We start from the raw sequence: 18,994 nt of genomic DNA on the forward strand, positions 1-18,994 counted from the left end.
TCGCCTGAACCTAAACTGAGAGGGGCATCTCCGTGAGCAAACTGGAAGACCATTTCGGCCGCTGGAAAAACCGCGAAGAAATTGCAGAGGGCATGATTCCCGTCATCGGCCGCCTGCAGCGCGAAAAGAACGTGACCACCACCGTTTACAGCCGCGCCCTGGTCAACAAGTCTGTTATCCAGATCCTGAAAGCACACCGTTTCGTCAAGCAGGTAGAAGATTCCGAGCTGTCTGTGGTAGACACTTTCCCGATCCTGCAGGAAGTGGCCAAGCTGGATCTGGGCCCTTGCCGTATTGATATCGGCAAGCTGGCGGTGGAGTACAAGAAAGACAACCGTGGTCAGTCCATCGAAGACTACGTTCGTGCTGAGCTGGCGGAAGCGACCAGCAACAAGGCGGGTACGCCCGAGCCCACCGACGTGGTGCTGTACGGCTTTGGTCGTATCGGCCGCATTCTGGCCCGCCTGCTGATCGAGAAAGTGGGTTCCGGCAATGGCCTGCGCCTGAAGGCTATCGTGGTGCGTGAATCCGGCAAGGGTGACCTGCAGAAGCGTGCCAGCCTGCTGCGCCGTGACTCTGTGCACGGCCCGTTTGCCGGCACCATTGCTGTTGATGAAGAAGAGAATGCGATCATCGCCAACGGTAACTTCATCAAGGTGATCTACGCCAACGACCCGAACACCATCGATTACACCCAGTACGGTATCAATAACGCTGTAGTGATCGACAACACCGGCAAGTGGCGCGACGTGGAAGGTCTGTCCCAGCACCTGAACCGTCCGGGTGTATCCCGCGTGATGCTGACCGCGCCGGGTAAAGGCGATATGAAAAACATTGTTCACGGTGTGAACAACAACATCATCGAAGACAGCGACAAGATCATCTCTGCGGCCAGCTGTACTACCAACGCCATCGTGCCCCCACTGAAGGCGCTGGAAGACAAATTCGGTATTGAGTTCGGTCACGTTGAGACCGTTCACTCCTACACCAACGACCAAAACCTGCTGGATAACTTCCACAAAGGCCCACGTCGTGGTCGTGCTGCACCGCTGAACATGGTGCTGACCGAAACCGGTGCTGCTACTGCGGCTGCCAAGGCACTGCCGTCTCTGGCGGGCAAGCTGACCGGCAACTCCATCCGCGTTCCTACCCCGAACGTATCCATGGCGATCCTGAATCTGACTCTGGAGAAGGAAACCACCCTGGAAGAGCTCAACGAGTACCTGCGTTGGGTGAGTCTGCACTCTCCGCTGCAGCGCCAGGTGGATTTCGTCAGCAGCCCGGATGCCGTTTCCACCGACTTCGTCGGCTCTCGTCACGCGTCCGTCATTGATGCCGAGGCTACCATTGTCAACGGGCGTCATTGCGTACTGTACGTATGGTACGACAACGAGTTTGGCTACAGCTGTCAGGTGCTGCGTATCCTTCAGCAGATCTCCGGGGTGGAATTCCCGCAGTATCCGAAGGATTGATCCTGATCCATGAAAAGGGGCCCGCACTATGCGGGCTTTTTTTCGACTCCCGGGAAGCGCCAAAAAAGTGCGCCTATAATGCGCAAACATGGTGCGATGCGACAAAAGTCGGCCTCCAAGCCTCTGGCGAACGGGGTGGCGCGTCTTTATAATATGCGCCGCCAGCTCTGGCTGGCTCCCAAGTGCAAATTCCGGATTTTGCGTGAATCCCCGGTAATTGCCCGTTTTCAGGGTGATTTCTGGAGATTTGCCTCGACTTCAGCAACACGCAACGTGGGCGAGTAACTATGATTAAAGTCAGGAAGGGCTTGGACCTGCCCATCACTGGTGCACCGCGCCAGCAGATTGAGGAAGGTCACCAGGTTCGTTCTGTTGCCGTGCTCGGCGGTGACTATGTGGGTATGAAGCCCACTATGGAAGTCCGCGAAGGCGACGTGGTCAAAAAAGGCCAGTTGCTCTTCACAGACAAGAAAACCGAGGGTGTGAAATACACCGCTCCTGCGGCTGGCAAGGTGATCGCGGTTAATCGCGGTCACAAGCGCGTACTTCAATCTGTCGTGATTGAAGTGGCCGAGCAGGAAGATGAAGTCACCTTTGCCTCCTACAGCGCTGATCAGCTATCCGGTCTGGACCGGGCTGCCGTTCAGCAGCAGTTGGTGGATTCCGGTGAGTGGACTCTGCTGCGTACTCGTCCTTTTGGCAAGGTGCCGGCACTGGATTCCACCCCGAACTCTATTTTCGTTTCCATCCTCGATACCAATCCGCTGGCCATGGAGCCGGCTGTGGTGATCAAGGAAAACGAGCAGGCGTTCCGTGCTGGCCTGACGGTACTGAGCCGCCTTACTGACGGTCCGGTATGGGTTGGCCGTGGTCCCAAGACCGATCTGCCCAGTTTCGCTGGCGGTCAGGTGCGCGAAGAAACCTTCGCGGGTAAGCATCCGGCCGGCAACGTGGGTACCCAGATCCATTTCCTGGACCCGGTCAGCATGAACAAGACCGTATGGTCTGTGGGCTACCAGGACGTGATTGCCATCGGCAACCTGTTTACTAACGGTAAAATTTCCAGCGAGCGTGTGGTTGCCCTGTGTGGCCCCCAGGCCAAGACGCCGCGTCTGCTGCGTACCCGTGTCGGTGCCAGCGTTGAGGATTTTGCCCAAGGTGAGCTGAAAAGCGGTGACAATCGTCTGGTGTCCGGCTCTGCACTGAGCGGCCACAATGCCCGTGGTCCTCTGGCGTGGCTGAACCGCACCGCGAATCAAGTGACCGCTCTTCGTGAAGGGCACGAGCGTGAACTGCTGGGTTACATTTCCCCCGGCGTTAACCGCTTCTCACTGATGAACATCTACCTGTCCAAGCTGATGCCAAGCAAGCGCTTCAACTTTACTACCACCACCAACGGTTCCGAGCGAGCCATGGTGCCGGTAGGGGCTTATGAAGAAGTGATGCCGCTGGACATTCTGCCCACCCAGCTGCTGCGTGCCCTGATCGTTGGGGATACTGACAGTGCAACGGCTTTGGGCGCTCTGGAGCTGCTGGAAGAAGACCTGGCCCTGTGCACCTTCGTGTGCCCGGGCAAGTATGAATACGGTCCGATCCTGCGCGACAACCTCACCACCATTGAAGCGGAGGGCTGAGCATGGGTTTGAGAAGTTATCTGGACAAGAAGATCGCTCCGCATTTCCACGAAGGCGGCAAGTACGAGAAGTACTACACCTTCTATGAAATGTTCGACACCATGCTGTACAGCCCGGATTCCGTAACCCGGTCCGGCGCCCATGTACGTGACGGTCTCGATCTGAAGCGCATCATGATGACGGTGTGGTTCTGTACCTTCCCGGCCATCCTGTTTGGTCTGTGGAACACCGGTTACCAGGCCAACATGCAAATCGCCGAACTGGGTGCAAGCCCTATTGCAGGCTGGCGCAGTGATCTGGTGATGGCCCTTACCGGGTTTGATCCCAACAGCATGTTGGCGAACTTCCTGCACGGTGCGGTGTACTACATCCCGATCCTGCTCACCGTTTACATCGGTGGTTTCATCTGGGAAGGGCTGTTTGCTTGGAAACGTGGTCACGAAGTGAATGAAGGTTTCTTCGTGACGGGCATCCTGTTCACCCTGATTCTGCCTCCGGCGATTCCGCTGTGGCAGGTATTCCTGGGCATTTCCTTCGGTGTCGTCATCGGCAAGGAAGTGTTTGGCGGTACCGGCAAGAACTTCCTTAACCCGGCGCTGGTTGGTCGTGCATTCCTGTATTTCGCTTACCCGGCCCAGATGTCTGGTGATGCAGTCTGGACTGCGGTGGACAACTTCTCCGGCGCGACCTCGCTGTCACTGGCGGCATCCGGTCACCTGAACTATGCCGCAGACCTGACGGCCAATGCCCTCAACGAAGGCGCGGCTGCTGCCACTGCCAGTCTGGCATGGATGAACACCTTCCTGGGTAACATCCAGGGCAGCATTGGTGAAACGTCTACTCTGGCAATTCTGATTGGCGGCGCGGCTCTGCTGCTGACCAAGATCGCATCCTGGCGCATTGTGCTGGGTGTGTTCCTGGGCATGGTGGGCATGTCTGCCATCTTCAATGCCGTGGGTTCTGATACCAATTTCATGTTCGACATGCCGTGGTACTGGCACCTGACCGTGGGCGGTTTCGCCTTCGGCATGATCTTCATGGCAACCGATCCGGTGTCTGCGTCCATGACCAACACCGGCAAGTACATCTTCGGTGCCCTGATTGGTGTGATGACTGTCCTGATCCGGGTGATCAACCCGGCGTTCCCGGAAGGCATCATGCTGGCAATCCTGTTCGGTAACCTGTGTGCGCCGTTGATTGACTACTTTGTCACTCAGGCAAACATTCGTCGTCGTCTGCGTCGTACCGGGGGAGTAGCGTAATGGCTGGAAAGAATGAAACGGTCGGCAAAACACTGCTGGTCGCCTTCCTGGTGTGTGTGGTCTGCGGTGTGGTGGTTGCCACCGCTGCGGTGAGCCTGCGCCCGGTTCAGAACGAAAACAAACTGATCGACAAGCGCATGAACATCCTGCAGGCCGCAGGCATGTATCAGGCCGGTGTGGATGTGAACGAGCAGTTTGCGACTATCGAGCGCAAGTTTGTCGATATCGACACCGGTGACTACGTCGATATGCCGGAATCCTATGACCAGCGCAAGGCTGCCAAGGATCCCAAGCAATCTGTGCGTCTCAGTGGCGACGTGGACAAGGCTTCCATCAAGAGCCAGGCCAAGGTGGCTGAGGTTTACCTCGCCAAGGGTGACAACGGTGAACTGAGCCGCATCATTCTGCCGGTTCACGGTTATGGCCTGTGGTCCACACTGTACGGTTTCCTGGCACTTGAGCCGGATGCCAACACTGTCGCTGGCCTCGGTTTCTACGAGCACGCCGAGACCCCGGGTCTGGGTGGCGAAGTGGATAACCCCAAATGGAAAGCACTGTGGCATGGCAAAAAACTGTTCGGCGAAAACGGTGAGGTGGAAATCCAGGTGGTAAAAGGCACCGTGGAGTCCAGCACCCCGAATGCGGAACACAAGGTGGATGGACTGGCCGGCGCGACCCTGACCAGCAACGGGGTGAATAACCTGCTGCGGTTCTGGGTTGGCGAGAATGGTTTTGGTCCCTACCTGGAGCGCATGCAGCAAGCGACCAATGTCACTGAAGAAAGCAGTGAAGCAGCTGCCGTCAGTGAGACTGTGGAATCCAGCGAGCAGCCGGAAGGAGACGCGTAATGGCGGAGAAAACCAAGGACATTCTGTTAGGTCCGATTTTCGACAATAACCCCATCGCGCTGCAGATCCTGGGTATCTGTTCTGCGTTGGCGGTGACCAGTAACCTGAGCACCACGGTTACCATGTGTATCGCGCTGACCGCGGTAACGGCGTTCTCGAATCTGTTCGTGAGCTCCATCCGTAACAGCATTCCGTCCAGCATCCGTATCATCGTACAGATGACCATTATTGCCTCGCTGGTAATCGTGGTAGACCAGTTCCTGAAAGCCTATGCCTACAGCATCTCCAAGCAGCTGTCGGTGTTTGTGGGGCTGATCATCACCAACTGTATTGTGATGGGCCGTGCCGAAGCCTTCGCCATGAAGAACCCGCCACTGCCGTCTTTCATCGATGGTATCGGTAACGGCCTGGGTTACTCCGTGATCCTGCTGGGCCTGGGCTTCACCCGCGAACTGCTGGGTGCAGGCAGCCTGTTTGGTCACCAGATTCTTCCCAAGGTGTCCGACGGTGGCTGGTACCTCACCAACGGCATGATGCTGTTGCCGCCGAGTGCCTTCTTCCTGATTGGTCTGTTTATCTGGGCTATTCGTGCCTGGAAACCGGCCCAGGTGGAAGCCGACGACTTCAAGATGAAGCCCAACACCCGTGTCAGCGACGCGTTTTAACGGAGACGAGGAATGTTTGAACATTATCTAAGCCTGTTCGTCCGCGCCGTCTTTGTTGAAAACATGGCGCTGGCCTTCTTCCTGGGTATGTGTACGTTTATCGCCGTATCCAAGAAGATTTCTACTGCAATTGGTTTGGGCGTGGCGGTAGTGGTGGTGTTGACCATTACGGTACCGGTCAACAATCTGCTGCTGACCTACCTGCTCAACGAAGGCGCTCTGTCTTGGACCGGCATTCCTGAGCTGGCCAAGCTGGATCTGCGTTTCCTGGGTCTGCTGAGCTATATCGGTGTGATCGCCGCACTGGTTCAGATCCTGGAAATGACCCTGGACAAGTATGTCCCGAGCCTCTACAACGCGCTGGGCATCTTCCTGCCGTTGATCACCGTAAACTGCGCCATCATGGGGGCTTCCCTGTTCATGGTGGAACGTGATTACAACTTTGGTGAATCGGTTGTGTATGGCCTGGGTGCCGGTACTGGCTGGGCACTGGCGATTACGCTGCTGGCGGGTATCCGTGAAAAGCTCAAGTACAGCGATGTACCGGACGGCCTGAAAGGGTTGGGCATCACCTTCATTACTGTAGGTCTGATGTCGCTGGGCTTTATGTCATTTTCCGGCGTGCAGCTGTAAGGGGAGAGTGGAATCATGAGTATCGAGATTATTCTCAGTGTGGTCATGTTCACTGCCATCGTGCTGGCGCTGGTGGCGGTGATTCTGACTGCACGTTCCCGCCTGGTTAGCACCGGTGATGTACACATCGATATCAACGGTGAGGCGGACAAGGGCATTGACGCTCCGGCTGGCGGCAAGCTGCTGGGTACCCTGGCTGATCAGGGCATCTTCTTGTCTTCTGCCTGTGGTGGTGGCGGTACCTGTGCGCAGTGTCGCTGTCAGGTGCTGGACGGTGGCGGCGATATCCTGCCCACCGAAGAAGGCCACTTCACCAAGGGTGAAATTCGCGATGGCTGGCGCCTGAGCTGCCAGGTCAACGTGAAGCAGGACATGAAGATTCAGGTGCCGGAAGAATTCTTCGGGGTGAAGAAGTGGGAGTGTGAGGTTGTCTCCAATGACAATGTGGCCACTTTCATCAAGGAACTGACCCTGAAGCTGCCGGAAGGTGAGAACGTAGACTTCCGCGCGGGTGGTTACGTTCAGCTGGAAGCGCCGCCGTTCGATATCAACTTTTCCAACTTTGATATTGCCGACGAGTACCGTGGTGACTGGGAGCGTTTCAAGTTCTTCGACCTGAAAACGAAGAATACTGAAACCGTAATCCGTGCCTACTCCATGGCCAACTATCCGGAAGAGAAGGGCATTCTCAAGTTCAACATCCGGATTGCCACACCGCCCCCGGGTTCTCAGGGTATCCAGCCTGGTATTATGAGCTCCTATGTGTTCAACCTGAAGCCGGGTGACAAGATCACTGTATTCGGGCCCTTCGGTGAGTTCTTCGCCAAGAAGACCGATGCGGAGATGGTGTTCATCGGTGGCGGCGCCGGTATGGCTCCCATGCGCAGCCACATCTTCGATCAGCTCAAGCGTCTCAACTCTGATCGCAAGATGAGCTTCTGGTACGGTGCGCGTAGTGTTCGCGAGTGTTTCTACACCGAAGAATACGACCAGCTGGCCGAAGAGAATGATAACTTCGAGTGGCATCTGGCATTGTCAGATCCGCAACCGGAAGATAACTGGACTGGTCTCACCGGTTTCATCCACAACGTGCTGTACGAGCAGTACCTCAAGGACCATCCGGCCCCTGAAGATTGCGAGTTCTACATGTGTGGACCGCCGATGATGAATGCGTCGGTCATCAAGATGCTTGAGGACCTTGGCGTTGAGCCTGAAAACATCCTGCTGGATGATTTCGGCGGCTGATCCTGAACGCCGGCCCTCGGGCCGGCGTTTTTGTTTTTGAGTGACAAGTTACAAGTGACAAGTTGCAACGCGTACGAGAGACCCTGTTCGGCAAGTCTCTGCCCGCGATAACAGGTTGTCGCGGGTACGGAGTATCAAAAACGGATGCCTCTTCCGCGTTGAAACTTGCAACTTGAAACTTGCACCTCTGTGTTTAATCACCGGTACTGAACCATGACCCGCATCCTTTCCCTGCTGGTGCTTTCCCTGACCCTGCTGTTGAGCGCCTGCGATGACAGCAAGAATCGCTTGTCCGTGCTTAGTGGCCCGACCATGGGTACCACCTGGAGCGTAAAGTTCACTGGTACTCCAGATGAAAGTGTTGAGGCGTTGAAGGCGGACATCGAAGCGTCGCTGGAGCAGGTGAATGCCGAGATGAGCACCTATCGGCCAGATTCCATTCTCAGTCAGTTCAATCAGGCGCCCGCTGGAACCCTGGTTGAATTGCCCGAGGATGCCTTGACGGTCATCAAGGCGGCGTTCCGCATTTCCGAGATGACGGATGGGGCCTACGATGTCACCGTGGGCCCGCTGGTGAACCTGTGGGGATTTGGTCCGGAACCGGATCGGTTTGAAGCTCCCCTTGCGTTGGATATAGACGCCGCCAGAAGCCGGGTGGGCTGGCAGGCGTTGCTGTTGAGTGATCAACAATTACTCCAGCCTGGAGAGGTTTATGTGGACCTGTCTTCCATTGCCAAGGGGTTTGCGGTGGACAAGGTGGCGGGTTTGATGGACAAGCATGGTTTGAGTTCCTGGTTGGTAGAGGTGGGCGGTGAACTGCGTGCCCGTGGAACCAAGCCTTACGGTAAACCCTGGCGTATCGCCGTTGAGCGCCCGATTCCGGGCGTTCGTGAGGTCGAGCAGGTGGTGGCTCTCAAGGATATGGCAGTGGCCACCAGCGGCGATTACCGGAATTTCTTCGAGGTAGATGGTAAACTGTTCTCCCATACCATTGACCCGCGTACCGGGTATCCGGTCGATCATGCTCTCGCGTCCGTTTCAGTACTGCATAAAAGTGCAATGATGGCGGATGGCCTGGCCACTGCGATGAGTGTGTTGGGGCCGAAAGAGGGTATGGACTTTGCGAAGGCCCATGAACTGGCCGTATTTTTCATTGTCAGAACAGATGAGGGCGTAAAGGAGATATCTACTCCCGCCTTCGACGCAATTTTGCAGGAGAAATGACATGTTGATGACGATTATGGCGGCGGTGATTTTTCTGGGTCTGCTCTTCGCTGGCATGGCAATCGGCGTGATCCTGTCCAATAAACCGCTGCAGGGCTCCTGTGGTGGCTTGGCAAACCTCGGACTGAAAGAGGGCTGTGAAATCTGTGGCGGTGACCGTGGAAAATGTGAAGAGAACACCAAGAAGGTGAATAGCGAAAAAGCGGCCGCGCTGGGTAAAGATGTAATGAAGATGTGAGGCTCAGCGCCTTGCCAAAAAAAGCCCGCCTTGAGCGGGTTTTTTTGTGGGTGTTGTTGACTGACAGCGGAGTGGCGAGTTTCGAGGTGCGAGTTTCGAAAGGCAAAATCTTTGATACCTCTCGGGACTTCGGGTTTGCTCTTCGAAACTCGCTGACCTTGCTGGATAGGACGACATTTTTTCTGGAATGCCTGGCGCCGCTGAATGGTGCTATGCCCCGAGCACCACCGCCGTGCGCAGCTTGGCCTGGCCGTATTTACGCATCTGCTCGAATTTCTCCCGGGTAATGGGAACGTGTTGGCAATCAAGGGGGGCCTGATCTTCACCAGGGTCAGGGTCGTGGATGTAAAAACACTCTTCGTCGCTGCCGCTAATGGCTACCCAGTGTGGCGCCTTGCGTCCATCAAGTCGCCAGGTGCTGATCAGTACCAGTACGATTTTGCCGTTACTGATAGCACGGTCCAAGTCCGTAGCGGTGAAGTCCTGATAGTGGACCGCAATGCTTTCCTGTCTGCAGGTTTTGACAAAGTGCTCGTGAAGAGCACAGATCACGGCTTTCTTGTCAGGATCACGTACGGAATCGACAAACAGGGCACCTTTCTGATTACTCCAGACTGCTGCACTCAGGCCTCGCTGTTTGGCGGCGATAGCCAGGCCCATGGGGTGACAGCCACCATGGCCAGCGGTCATGAAAATGGTGGTGGCTTCGCGCCACAACAGTAATTCCTCGGTCGTGTTCGGTGTTTGTTTTTTCAGGGCGGCGAGCGCCATTAGCAAACAGGCTGGGCCGCAGGTGAAAGGGGTGCTCTGTTGCACCCAGGGAAGATGCAGGCGAGCTGCATCCGCGGGTTGGTAATGCAGTCTTTTCTGATAGCGCAGGGCATCTTCGTGGTCTTCGTAGTAGTCCGGAGTCAGGCCGAATAAGCGGTAGCCTCGCTTTTCGTAGAGCGCAATAGCCCCGGCGTTGTCCTTGCGCACTTCCAGCCGAAGGTACAGGCGACGTTCCTCATGAGCATAGTCTTCAGCGGCATCCATCAACTGTTCTCCCAGTTTCTGGCCGCGTCGGGAAGGGTCCACGGCGATGGAATACAGGCGCGCCAGACGGGTGCCGGGTTGTAGTAGCACCAGCGCATAGCCGGCCAGTTCCCGCTCCGGGGTCTCCGCCACGATGAGACCGTCATGCTGACGTTTGATCCATTTCTTGAAGCTGCGGCGTGATAACCGGTCTGAATCGAAACAACGTTGCTCCAATGCGCTGAGCGCATCCAGATCGGCGGGGAGGGCGGGGCGGAGGGTGACGGAGCACATGGTCCTTGTTCCTTGAGAGTAGCCCAGCATAAGGCACCAGCAGTATGGTGGGCTAGCGGAATGTTTGAGTTGCAAGAGACAAGTTTCAAGTTACAACGCGGCGGAGGTTCCGGGGGTTGTTAGCCCATGCCTGCGCCTAGACTTTGCGAGAATTTGTGGATGGAAGCCATGTTGCCATGAACAGGAAGGGTGCCTGCAGAGTATCTGAACGATGCTACGGTGTGAAATATGTTGTGAGCGCGGGCACGGCATGGCAGTCACTGAGGACTTTAATCCGCGTTGTAACTTGCATCTGCGAGACCGAGCGTTTTTACCTGACTGTGGCGGCGAACGTTTCCCCACGGCATACTGAACTCATCATCAAGGAGGGACGTAATGCCGCAACAGGATCCGGTCAGGGGGTTGGTGCTTTCGGGTGGTGGGGCGCGTGGGGCCTATCAGGTGGGAGTGCTGTCGGCGATTGCAGAGTTGCTGGATCGAGGAACCCCAAACCCGTTTCCCATTATCTGCGGAACATCTGCTGGTGCGATCAACGCGGCGGCTCTGGCGGCGAACGCGGGTAATTACCGCACTGCGGTGCGTGGTCTGGAGCGAGTCTGGTCCAACCTGACAGCTGAACAGGTTTATCGCACGGACCTCTATGCGTGTCTGAGAGGGATTGTCCGCTGGCTCTTTTCCGGGTTCACGACCGGGCGCACGCCTGAGCGCAGTGCGCTGCTGGATAACCTGCCATTACAGCGACTGTTGACGCTGGTCGTGAACTTTCAGCGTATCCAGCAAAATATTGATCTGGGCCACCTGCGCGCCTTGTCGATTACCGCTTCCAACTATGCTACCGGTGAATCAGAAAGCTTTTTCCAGGGAGACCGGGACTTGGCGGATTGGGTTCGTGCCCGCAGAAAGGGAAAACGATCCATCATCGGGGTAGAGCATCTTTTGGCTTCAGCTGCCATCCCTATCCTGTTTCCTGCTGGCAAGGTGGATGGTGGTTACTATGGCGATGGTGCCTTGCGGCAGTTGGCACCATTAAGCCCTGCGGTGCATCTCGGCGCGTCGCGCCTGTTGGTGATCGGGGTGTCTGGCAACGTCAGTGCCGGCCGGCAGCGTGTGCTGAGTGGTTATCCTTCCATGGCTCAGGTGTTGGGGCATGTGCTCAATAGTGTTTTTGTGGATACCCTGGAAGGGGATGTTGAGCGCCTGGAGCGGATCAACCATACCCTGGCGGCATTGGGCGAGCGGGCACGGCGCAAGCATGGAATTACCCTGCGGGAGGTCGATGTGCTGAAAATCTACCCGTCACGCCCCATTGATGAAATCGCAGCCGAGCATCTCAAGGAGCTCCCTCGCACTCTGCGTTTTTTCCTGCGCGGCTCTGGAGCCACGCGTTCGCCTGGTGCGAGCGCCATGAGCTATTTGTTGTTTGAGCCGGGCTTTACCCGTGCGCTGATCGAGATGGGCTACAAGGATGCCATGGGGCGCAAGCAGGAAATTGAAGCCTTCTTCAGCCACGATTCGCTGCTGGACGTGGAAAAAGAAAACGATCAGGAGGGCGTTGAGGCCTCATAGCGATGCTTGCGTCGGAAGTGGCTGACGAAGCTGGTGGGGTAGTCGGTAATGATGCTGTCGACGCCCAGCCGGGTAAGACGGTCTGCTTCAGTCAGGTCATTCACCGTCCAGACTGAAACCTTAAGCCCCCGTTTACGTGCTCTGCGCATCAATGACGGGGTAATCAACGAATAGTGTCCGATCAGCCAGTTGCAGCCCAGCCCTTGGGCTCTTCGTGTGGGTTGCAAGTAGCGATACTGGCAGACATAACCACGCTCTATATCTGGAGCCATGGTGCCCATCATGCGCAGAAAACCGGTGTGGCTTGAAGTCACCACCACTCGTGATTGCAGCTGTTGCTCATGGATCATGTGCGTGAGGTGATGTGCCAGTTGGTGCAGTACGATCCGATCAGCGCCTTTGACTTCGAACTGAAAGCGCATGTCCGGGCCGCACAGATCCACCACTTCCTGCAAGGATGGAATACCGGTAGGACTGTGCCAGCCAGGCGTGTTGCGACGGGCATCCATTACGCCCAGTTGTGCTCGTGTGTACTGACGGGCATTGCCTTTCATGCCTGTGGTGCGGGTGATATCGCTGTCGTGCAGCACGATCAGCTGCCCATCAGAGGACAGCCGCACATCCAGCTCCATCTCGGTAACACCAGCCTCTATCGCGACCTGAAAGCTGGCCAGAGTGTTCTCTGGTGCTTCACCGCGGGCGCCACGGTGGCCGACCAGAGCTGGGGAATGGCTGACTGAAATGGGCTGGGTCATCGCAATATTCATACTGGTTATTCTTGGCGAGAAAGATGACAGCGCTGTGACCTTCAGGCAAGAGGGAAGGTGTCATTTTTATGACTTGTGGTCACGGTAACCTGATTGTCATCCCGTAACCGGGCATTGAGGAGATGGGTTTGAGCATGCTGGCACGCTATGGGCAGTTTTTTTTGAAGAGCTGGTTTCCTGATTATCAGGGCTCCACATCGGGGGTGTCGCTGCAGCGGCTACTGCTGATGGCGCTTTTCTGGCCGTTGTTCCTGCTGGTGCAGTCAATTAACGGGATTGGTCTGTTGCTGGATCATGTGCTGTTTCCCGATTTTCGCAGGGTGACGGTTCGCGAGCCGCTGTTCGTAGTGGGGGTGCCGCGCAGTGGTACCACTTTCCTGCACCGTTTGTTAGCGCTGGATGACCGTTTCACCACCACTGCCCTTTGGGAGCTGTTGTTTGCCCCGTCAATCACCCAGCGTTATTTCTGGACGATGCTGGCAAAACTGGACAGACGCGCAGGGCGTCCCATGGGGCGCTTGCTGCTGTGGTGCGAACGGCGATTACTAGGTGGACTGGATGGCGTGCATAAGACCGGGCTACTCGATCCAGAGGAAGATTACCTTGGGCTGATTCCGGTGTGGGGGTGCTTCCTGTTGGTGCTGGTGGTGCCCGTACCGGCATTGTGGCGGCTGACGTTTCTGGATCGCGATGGCAGCGAGAAGGAGAAAGCCAGGTTGATGAAGGCATATCGCCGGTTTGTGCAACGGCACCTTTACTTTCACGGTGAACACAAGCAGCTGCTTTCCAAGAACCCGTCGTTTACCCCCTGGCTGGAGACACTATCGGCGGCGTTCCCGGATGCCCGGTTTATTGGCTGTGTAAGAAACCCGAATCAGTCCGTCCCTTCACAAATCAATTCCATACTGATCGGAGCACGGATATTTGATGGCAGGGACACGACAGGCTACTGGCGTGAGGGATTTGTTGCCATGCTGGATTACTACTACCGACACCTGCTGACTGCCTTGGCGAGTATGGAAACGGATCGGCAGGCACTGTCCGTCATGGAAAAACTGGCCACTGAACCTGGGAGTACGGTACTGGAATTCTATGCGCATTTTGGCTGGGAAGCAGGGGAGGAGTTTCGTGCACGGCTGGCAGTGCAAGACCGCAAGGCTCGCCAATACCAAAGCGGCCATGCGTATTCCCTGGCGACACTTGGGGTCGACACTGCAACGCTGAATGAGACCTTTGGCTGGGTGTATGAACGTTTTGGGTTTCCCCGCCCTGAGCAGGTGTCTCGTTGAGGGTTGGTTACATTCTGTCGCAAATTTCCCCGCACCTTGGTAGGGGGTGTCACATTTCAGACATCCAGGGGCGCAATACTCGCGCCTATGGATACCAAAACGCTTCGAGTATTGTTTGTGGTGGATGCGATCAAGGGCCGAAATGGCGTCGGTGCCTATTTCCAGGATCTTGTCTCGCATCTGGAAGATAAAGTGGAACGGGTTGAACTGGTGCAGCCATGTCTCACTGACCCTCATCCCTGCCAGGGCATGTCCATGCCCATTCCCGGTGACCCGACTCAGCGACTATTCTTTCCCAAGGTGCGGGAACTCAGTGCGCTGGTATGGGAAATGAAACCCCATGTGATTGTGATTCCCGGGCCCGGGATCTTTTCCATGATCGGTTACTGGATCGCCAAAAAATGGGGTATTCCGGTCTGTGTCACCTTTCAGACGGATTACAATCGGCTGGTGGAACTCTACTGGGGAAAACGTCTGGCCAGGTTGGCGGGAGGTTTTCTGAATTGGGTGAACCGGACTCTGTTCCAGGGTAGTGAAACCGCAGCAACGATCTGTGAGTCCATGATTGCACAGGCACGCGCTGCCGGTGCCCGTAATCCACAGTTGGTGGGGACGCCACTGGCACGGGAATTCGTTCAGACACCCAGGGTGCCATTGCCGGACAACGTCTCGCGTATCTGTTATGTGGGCAGGCTGGCCGCGGAAAAGAACATAGATGCTTTTCTTGAGTTGGCGGCAAGCCGCCCGGACCTGCAATTTGAAGTGGCAGGCGACGGGCCTCTGCGTACCAGGGTGGAAGAGGCCTGCGGACGCTGCGCCAACTTGACCCTGCTGGGCTGGTGTACTCGTGAGCAAGTGGTGGACTTGATTGATCGCAGCCAGGTGTTGGTGTTGCCTTCTTCCGTTGAAGCCTTTGGTACGGTGGCACTGGAGGCCATGGCCCGACAGCGTTTGGTGATTACCACTCCGGCCTGCGGTATCAATGAGTGGCCGGCTCTGGCAAAGGGGTTGTGGATCATGGAGCAAGGCGAGTCGTTGACTGCCACGTTGGATCGTCTTGCTGGCTTGTCGCCCCAGGCACGCCAGCACAAAGCGGAGAGCGCGAGAGCGGCGGCCCGTGCCATGAACCATGATGCTATTGAGCACTGGGGAAGTGTGCTGGCCCACTGTGCATCCATGAAGCCTGCTGCGTCCGTTTATCCTTCACCGACGTTGGCGTTGTTGCGTCGCTTGAGCAGCCACCATGCATGAACGTTCGGCAGAAAAGTCACTCAGGGCTTTGGTAAGCATCCATGATGTCATGCCGGAAACCCGCCTTGAGGTCAGCAACATGCTGGATCGTCTGGCATTACCTGCCAAGACCGTCACCTTGCTGGTGGTGCCCGGTCGGCAGTGGGGCGATGATGATCTGGCCTGGCTGAGAGGTTTGCAGTCTGCGGGGCACCCTTTGGCAGGGCATGGATGGTTCCACCGCTGTCAGCCACCGGTAACCCTCTATCACAAGCTCCATAGTATGATGCTGTCCCGGCAGGTTGCGGAGCATTTGTCTTTCAGCGGCGCTGGAATCGTCAAGCTGGTGAGAGAATGTCATGACTGGTTTGGCCAGCATGATCTCGAGGTGTCACCGCTCTACGTGCCACCGGCATGGGCAATGGGCCGCCTGACACCGCAACAGCTCGCTGAATTACCGTTTCGCTATGTGGAGACGTTGACGGGGTTGCTGGACACCCAGACAGGGGGCCTGACATCACTCCCCTTGGTCGGTTTTGAGGCGGATACCCCGCTAAGGGCGCTGTTTCTTGAGATCTTCAACACCATTAGCACCCATCGGGCTCGCACACAGCGACTGCCGTTGCGGATTGGGCTGCACCCTTTCGATTTGAGTTACCGGCTGGCACCCCGAATCCTGACGCTGCTGCAACAGGTGAGTGATTTTGAGGACTATGACGAGTTGCCCCGTGCCGGTCTGCCGGTGCTCCCTTCTCTCCCGCAGAACCATTCTTCCCGCCAGGGCCATTCTCGATAGCGCCACGGGCAAGCTCCACAATAAAACCTTTATAGATGTTTACCTCACGGGAAGGGAAGGACCCATCTGCGAGGATGGTTGGTCAATGATGTCATTTTGAGATACTTCCGAACATTCATTCCTCGGCCCGCAAGCGTTATTTTGACTATCCGGTCACTATCTATCAAAACAACAAAACGGGAAGGGATATGAAGCGTCGCATTGGCATTACCATGTTGACCATTGCCGGGTTGTTTTCCTCGGTTCAAGTCTTGGCAGAAAAGGATTACGAAGACTATAGCCGTAGCGAATTGCGTGCCATGGCGGAAGAAAGCCGCAAGTCGGTTGAGCAGAGTGATGGTTGGCAGACTGAGAAGGTTGCCGTGGATGAGGTTGCTGTGCAGGGGCAGTGGAATAGCGTCCCGTTTCAAACTCGCTACTTCGATTATCCCCCCGAGCAACTCAAGCTGCGCTGGAAAGAGCTGACGCGTGCAATCAGCGTTCCCTACCCATCACCTGAATACCTGAAATTGCGTTTTGAGCGTTTCCCGGTCTTCAAGGAAGAGCTTGGACCAGACTTTGATGGTGATTATGAGGCTTTGTCTCAGCAGATTCTCCACGTCTGGCGTTTGTTTTTCCGAGGTGATTTCCGGGCAGCAAAAGATTATGGGATTCAGCTTGGTGCTTACGGAAAATTACCTGCGTATCTGGCCCAGTCCATTCAGGCGCTTTATCTGACTGAGAGCCGCGAAGTGAAACTGGAAATGCTCCAGGATGTGGCCAACCAGATCGCCGATTATGTGGATGAAATCCAGGGTATGAAGGACGAACCGGCCTTCCGGGAAGACTACATGGTGCTGAGGATTGGCTACGCGTTTGCCATTGGTCGTCTGGCTGAGGAAGCGACGCCCATGGAAGCCCTGATGAACAACTATCTGTTCAAGGTCAGCCGGGCACTGGATGATGCGGTAGAAATTGATCCGGAACACCCCGTTGCCCTGGCCATGCAGGCTGCAAAAGATGCCAATATTATTCGTGTCGTAGGCAAGCTGCTGGGTCGCCTGACTTTTGGCGCAAGGCTCAGCAGGGTAGAGGACGGATTTGAGGCATCATTTGCCCAGGTGGATGACCTGGCCATTGTCCATTATGAGTTTGCCAATTCGCTGATCTATGTGAATCGTAACAGGGATATTTATCGCGCCTTCGAAGAGTTCAACACGGCTATCGGTATCCACCCGAAATCCGCTATGGAAGCACTGGACTCCATGTATGCCGCGAAACGCCTAAAGGAAATTCAGGATTATTACCTGAACTACAAGAAGAGCTATCGATCGTTTGAACGGGAGCGTCGCGAGTACATGGTAACCACCGACGAGAATCTCTATAACGTGCTCAAACCGGCTTTTCTGGTCAGCGAGTATGTGAAGCGCAAGGAAGCGGGGCACGAGTTCAGCATGGCGGATTGAGACAGCCGCTTCACGTGACACGCATCATGCAGCACGCGTTAAAAAGCCCACCCGGGTAACCGGGTGGGCTTTTTAGCGTCAGGCGCCAGGCCTTCAGTTACTGCTGTGCGGGCGCGGTGCACTGAAAGTCAGCGCTGATCGTCCAGCCTACACAGTCCCCATCCTGGGTTTCCGTCATACAGGATTGGCTGGGTTTGCCTGCAGGAATGGCACCACTGTAGCCCCAGTTCTGGCATTGCCCTGAGGCTTTCTGCAAACCCTGCTGCCAGTCCGCTTTTGGGCTTTGCATCAAGCTGTAATCATAAGCCATGACTACAGTGCCCTGAGCTTGGTCGCCACCGGCGACACGGATAGTGGCTGGTGTGGTACAGGCCATCAGAAATGTGGTGGCGGCAATGATCAATAAGGTAGAACGCATCTTTTGGCTCCGCTGTGTGATGGACTGGCGGGTTTAATCCCGATAGCGTTTGGACAGATCCCCGTAGGCGTCTACTCGGCGGTCGCGCAGGTAGGGCCAGATGCGACGTACGGATTCGCTGCGCTGCATGTCGATATCGGCCAGTAATACCTGTTCGCTGCCGCTGTCTGCCTGGGCAAGGAACTCGCCCTGTGGGCCACAGACAAAACTGTTACCCCAGAAAAGGATACCGCTCTCATCGGCGGGGCTCTGTTCAAATCCTGTACGGTTGGCAACCAGTACCGGCAGGCCATTGGCCACACCATGGGCTCGCTGGATCGTTATCCAGGCATCCAGCTGGCGTTGTTGCTCACCTTGGTCGTCATTAGGATCCCAGCCAATGGCGGTGGGGTAGAGCAGCAGATCTGCGCCGGCCAGGGCCATCAACCGTGCGGCCTCGGGGTACCATTGGTCCCAGCACACCAACAAACCCAGTTTTCCCACACTGGTAGGAATGGGGCTGAAGCCACTGCGGCCATTATTGAAATCGGCATCGCCAGGGGTGAAATAAAATTTTTCGTAGAAGCCTGGATCATCGGGGATGTGCATCTTGCGATAGATCCCTGCCAGACTGCCGTCCTTCTCCAGCACCACTGCGGTGTTGTGATACAGGCCAGTGGCGCGTTTCTCGAACAGGCTACCGACGATCACTATGCCCAGCTCCTTGGCCAATGCTCCGAGCTGGTCAGTGCTGGGGCCGGGGATGCTTTCGGCCAGGTCGAAAACGCTGGTGTCTTCGGTCTGGCAGAAATACAGACTGCGATGCAGTTCCTGAAGCATGACCAGCTCGGCCCCCTGGCTGGCGGCCTGACGGATCAATGACAGGGAATGATCCAGATTGGCGTTGAGGTCCGCACTGTTCTTCTGCTGGATAACGGCGACTCGCATGGGGCGTCCTTCCTGAATGAATGGAAA

General features: G+C 56.2%; 18 protein-coding genes. 14 read left to right on the forward strand and 4 right to left on the reverse strand.

Translation table 11 applies throughout. From position 1 onward, the window contains the following. Positions 1–32: 32 nt before the first annotated feature. The 9 genes from Y5S_RS14400 to nqrM all read left to right on the forward strand — a co-directional run bounded on the left by Y5S_RS14400 (position 33) and on the right by nqrM (position 9,221). Positions 33–1,472, forward strand: coding sequence for a glyceraldehyde-3-phosphate dehydrogenase (locus Y5S_RS14400; protein WP_081939787.1), 1,440 nt, complete (start codon positions 33–35; stop codon positions 1,470–1,472). Positions 1,473–1,759: 287 nt separating this feature from the next. Continuing rightward, positions 1,760–3,106, forward strand: coding sequence for a Na(+)-translocating NADH-quinone reductase subunit A (locus tag Y5S_RS14410; protein WP_035233933.1), 1,347 nt, complete (start codon positions 1,760–1,762; stop codon positions 3,104–3,106). Between the two features lie 2 nt (positions 3,107–3,108). Beyond that, positions 3,109–4,368 carry an NADH:ubiquinone reductase (Na(+)-transporting) subunit B gene (locus tag Y5S_RS14415; RefSeq protein ID WP_035233934.1) on the forward strand — a complete coding sequence of 420 codons (1,260 nt, stop codon included), beginning with the start codon at positions 3,109–3,111 and terminating at the stop codon, positions 4,366–4,368. Continuing rightward, positions 4,368–5,216: a Na(+)-translocating NADH-quinone reductase subunit C gene (locus tag Y5S_RS14420; protein WP_035233935.1), complete on the forward strand. Its 849-nt coding sequence runs from the start codon at positions 4,368–4,370 to the stop codon at positions 5,214–5,216. Before Y5S_RS14415 ends, Y5S_RS14420 begins: the two co-directional genes overlap by 1 nt. Then, a complete protein-coding gene (locus Y5S_RS14425) occupies positions 5,216–5,881 on the forward strand; it encodes an NADH:ubiquinone reductase (Na(+)-transporting) subunit D (protein WP_035233936.1) in 666 nt (221 codons plus the stop codon). The genes Y5S_RS14420 and Y5S_RS14425 overlap by 1 nt, the downstream gene beginning before the upstream one ends. A gap of 12 nt (positions 5,882–5,893) precedes the next feature. Beyond that, entirely contained in the window at positions 5,894–6,514 is a 621-nt protein-coding gene (gene nqrE, locus Y5S_RS14430; RefSeq protein ID WP_035233937.1) for an NADH:ubiquinone reductase (Na(+)-transporting) subunit E, read from the forward strand. A gap of 15 nt (positions 6,515–6,529) precedes the next feature. Beyond that, positions 6,530–7,759, forward strand: a complete 1,230-nt coding sequence (gene nqrF, locus Y5S_RS14435; protein WP_035233938.1) for an NADH:ubiquinone reductase (Na(+)-transporting) subunit F — start codon at positions 6,530–6,532, stop codon at positions 7,757–7,759. Positions 7,760–7,972: 213 nt separating this feature from the next. After that, positions 7,973–8,983 carry an FAD:protein FMN transferase gene (locus tag Y5S_RS14440; RefSeq protein ID WP_035233939.1) on the forward strand — a complete coding sequence of 337 codons (1,011 nt, stop codon included), beginning with the start codon at positions 7,973–7,975 and terminating at the stop codon, positions 8,981–8,983. Between the two features lies 1 nt (position 8,984). Further along, a complete protein-coding gene (nqrM, locus tag Y5S_RS14445; RefSeq protein WP_197055157.1) occupies positions 8,985–9,221 on the forward strand; it encodes a (Na+)-NQR maturation NqrM in 237 nt (78 codons plus the stop codon). A gap of 210 nt (positions 9,222–9,431) precedes the next feature. Here the strand turns inward: nqrM and Y5S_RS14450 are convergent, their stop codons facing one another. Continuing rightward, positions 9,432–10,529, reverse strand: a complete 1,098-nt coding sequence (locus tag Y5S_RS14450) for a GNAT family N-acetyltransferase/peptidase C39 family protein (protein WP_035233940.1) — start codon at positions 10,527–10,529, stop codon at positions 9,432–9,434. A 375-nt stretch (positions 10,530–10,904) separates the two neighbouring features. On the opposite strand from Y5S_RS14450, the gene Y5S_RS14455 reads away from it, so the two are divergent. Further along, positions 10,905–12,095, forward strand: coding sequence for a patatin-like phospholipase family protein (locus Y5S_RS14455; RefSeq protein WP_052041624.1), 1,191 nt, complete (start codon positions 10,905–10,907; stop codon positions 12,093–12,095). Here the strand turns inward: Y5S_RS14455 and Y5S_RS14460 are convergent. Beyond that, the gene (locus Y5S_RS14460) at positions 12,071–12,862 is read right to left on the reverse strand and encodes a glycerophosphodiester phosphodiesterase (RefSeq protein ID WP_231552704.1); all 792 of its coding nucleotides are present in this window, start codon (positions 12,860–12,862) and stop codon (positions 12,071–12,073) included. The two genes, Y5S_RS14455 and Y5S_RS14460, sit on opposite strands and share 25 nt — an antisense overlap. Before the next feature lie 134 nt (positions 12,863–12,996). On the opposite strand from Y5S_RS14460, the gene Y5S_RS14465 reads away from it, so the two are divergent. From Y5S_RS14465 to Y5S_RS14480, 4 genes are all read left to right on the forward strand, one after another. Then, positions 12,997–14,151 carry a sulfotransferase gene (locus Y5S_RS14465; protein ID WP_231552706.1) on the forward strand — a complete coding sequence of 385 codons (1,155 nt, stop codon included), beginning with the start codon at positions 12,997–12,999 and terminating at the stop codon, positions 14,149–14,151. Positions 14,152–14,238: 87 nt separating this feature from the next. Continuing rightward, positions 14,239–15,402, forward strand: coding sequence for a glycosyltransferase (locus tag Y5S_RS14470; RefSeq protein WP_035233942.1), 1,164 nt, complete (start codon positions 14,239–14,241; stop codon positions 15,400–15,402). Beyond that, on the forward strand, positions 15,395–16,177 hold the full coding sequence (locus tag Y5S_RS14475) for a polysaccharide deacetylase family protein (RefSeq protein ID WP_065130327.1): 783 nt from the start codon (positions 15,395–15,397) through the stop codon (positions 16,175–16,177). The genes Y5S_RS14470 and Y5S_RS14475 overlap by 8 nt, the downstream gene beginning before the upstream one ends. Positions 16,178–16,365: 188 nt before the next feature. After that, positions 16,366–17,622: a hypothetical protein gene (locus Y5S_RS14480; protein ID WP_052041625.1), complete on the forward strand. Its 1,257-nt coding sequence runs from the start codon at positions 16,366–16,368 to the stop codon at positions 17,620–17,622. 97 nt (positions 17,623–17,719) lie between these two features. Here the strand turns inward: Y5S_RS14480 and yecR are convergent, their stop codons facing one another. After that, positions 17,720–18,040 (reverse strand): YecR family lipoprotein, encoded by a 321-nt coding sequence (gene yecR, locus Y5S_RS14485; RefSeq protein ID WP_035233943.1) that lies wholly within the window; start codon positions 18,038–18,040, stop codon positions 17,720–17,722. A gap of 33 nt (positions 18,041–18,073) precedes the next feature. Next, positions 18,074–18,967 carry a carbon-nitrogen hydrolase gene (locus Y5S_RS14490; protein ID WP_035233944.1) on the reverse strand — a complete coding sequence of 298 codons (894 nt, stop codon included), beginning with the start codon at positions 18,965–18,967 and terminating at the stop codon, positions 18,074–18,076. Positions 18,968–18,994 lie beyond the last annotated feature (27 nt).

Source organism: Alcanivorax nanhaiticus, from assembly GCF_000756665.1.
In the GTDB taxonomy this organism is placed as follows: Bacteria; Pseudomonadota; Gammaproteobacteria; order Pseudomonadales; family Alcanivoracaceae; genus Alcanivorax; species Alcanivorax nanhaiticus.

What these genes read in the sequence shown, in the direction of transcription:
- Y5S_RS14460 (WP_231552704.1), bottom strand. Translation starts at nt 12,862, where the DNA reads ATGAATATTGCGATGACCCAGCCCATTTCAGTCAGCCATTCCCCAGCT.
- nqrE (WP_035233937.1), top strand. Translation starts at nt 5,894, where the DNA reads ATGTTTGAACATTATCTAAGCCTGTTCGTCCGCGCCGTCTTTGTTGAA.
- Y5S_RS14480 (WP_052041625.1), top strand. Translation starts at nt 16,366, where the DNA reads ATGAAGCGTCGCATTGGCATTACCATGTTGACCATTGCCGGGTTGTTT.
- yecR (WP_035233943.1), bottom strand. Translation starts at nt 18,040, where the DNA reads ATGCGTTCTACCTTATTGATCATTGCCGCCACCACATTTCTGATGGCC.
- Y5S_RS14415 (WP_035233934.1), top strand. Translation starts at nt 3,109, where the DNA reads ATGGGTTTGAGAAGTTATCTGGACAAGAAGATCGCTCCGCATTTCCAC.
- Y5S_RS14490 (WP_035233944.1), bottom strand. Translation starts at nt 18,967, where the DNA reads ATGCGAGTCGCCGTTATCCAGCAGAAGAACAGTGCGGACCTCAACGCC.
- Y5S_RS14455 (WP_052041624.1), top strand. Translation starts at nt 10,905, where the DNA reads ATGCCGCAACAGGATCCGGTCAGGGGGTTGGTGCTTTCGGGTGGTGGG.
- Y5S_RS14450 (WP_035233940.1), bottom strand. Translation starts at nt 10,529, where the DNA reads ATGTGCTCCGTCACCCTCCGCCCCGCCCTCCCCGCCGATCTGGATGCG.
- Y5S_RS14475 (WP_065130327.1), top strand. Translation starts at nt 15,395, where the DNA reads ATGCATGAACGTTCGGCAGAAAAGTCACTCAGGGCTTTGGTAAGCATC.
- Y5S_RS14440 (WP_035233939.1), top strand. Translation starts at nt 7,973, where the DNA reads ATGACCCGCATCCTTTCCCTGCTGGTGCTTTCCCTGACCCTGCTGTTG.
- Y5S_RS14465 (WP_231552706.1), top strand. Translation starts at nt 12,997, where the DNA reads ATGCTGGCACGCTATGGGCAGTTTTTTTTGAAGAGCTGGTTTCCTGAT.
- Y5S_RS14470 (WP_035233942.1), top strand. Translation starts at nt 14,239, where the DNA reads ATGGATACCAAAACGCTTCGAGTATTGTTTGTGGTGGATGCGATCAAG.
- nqrF (WP_035233938.1), top strand. Translation starts at nt 6,530, where the DNA reads ATGAGTATCGAGATTATTCTCAGTGTGGTCATGTTCACTGCCATCGTG.
- Y5S_RS14410 (WP_035233933.1), top strand. Translation starts at nt 1,760, where the DNA reads ATGATTAAAGTCAGGAAGGGCTTGGACCTGCCCATCACTGGTGCACCG.
- nqrM (WP_197055157.1), top strand. Translation starts at nt 8,985, where the DNA reads ATGTTGATGACGATTATGGCGGCGGTGATTTTTCTGGGTCTGCTCTTC.
- Y5S_RS14425 (WP_035233936.1), top strand. Translation starts at nt 5,216, where the DNA reads ATGGCGGAGAAAACCAAGGACATTCTGTTAGGTCCGATTTTCGACAAT.
- Y5S_RS14420 (WP_035233935.1), top strand. Translation starts at nt 4,368, where the DNA reads ATGGCTGGAAAGAATGAAACGGTCGGCAAAACACTGCTGGTCGCCTTC.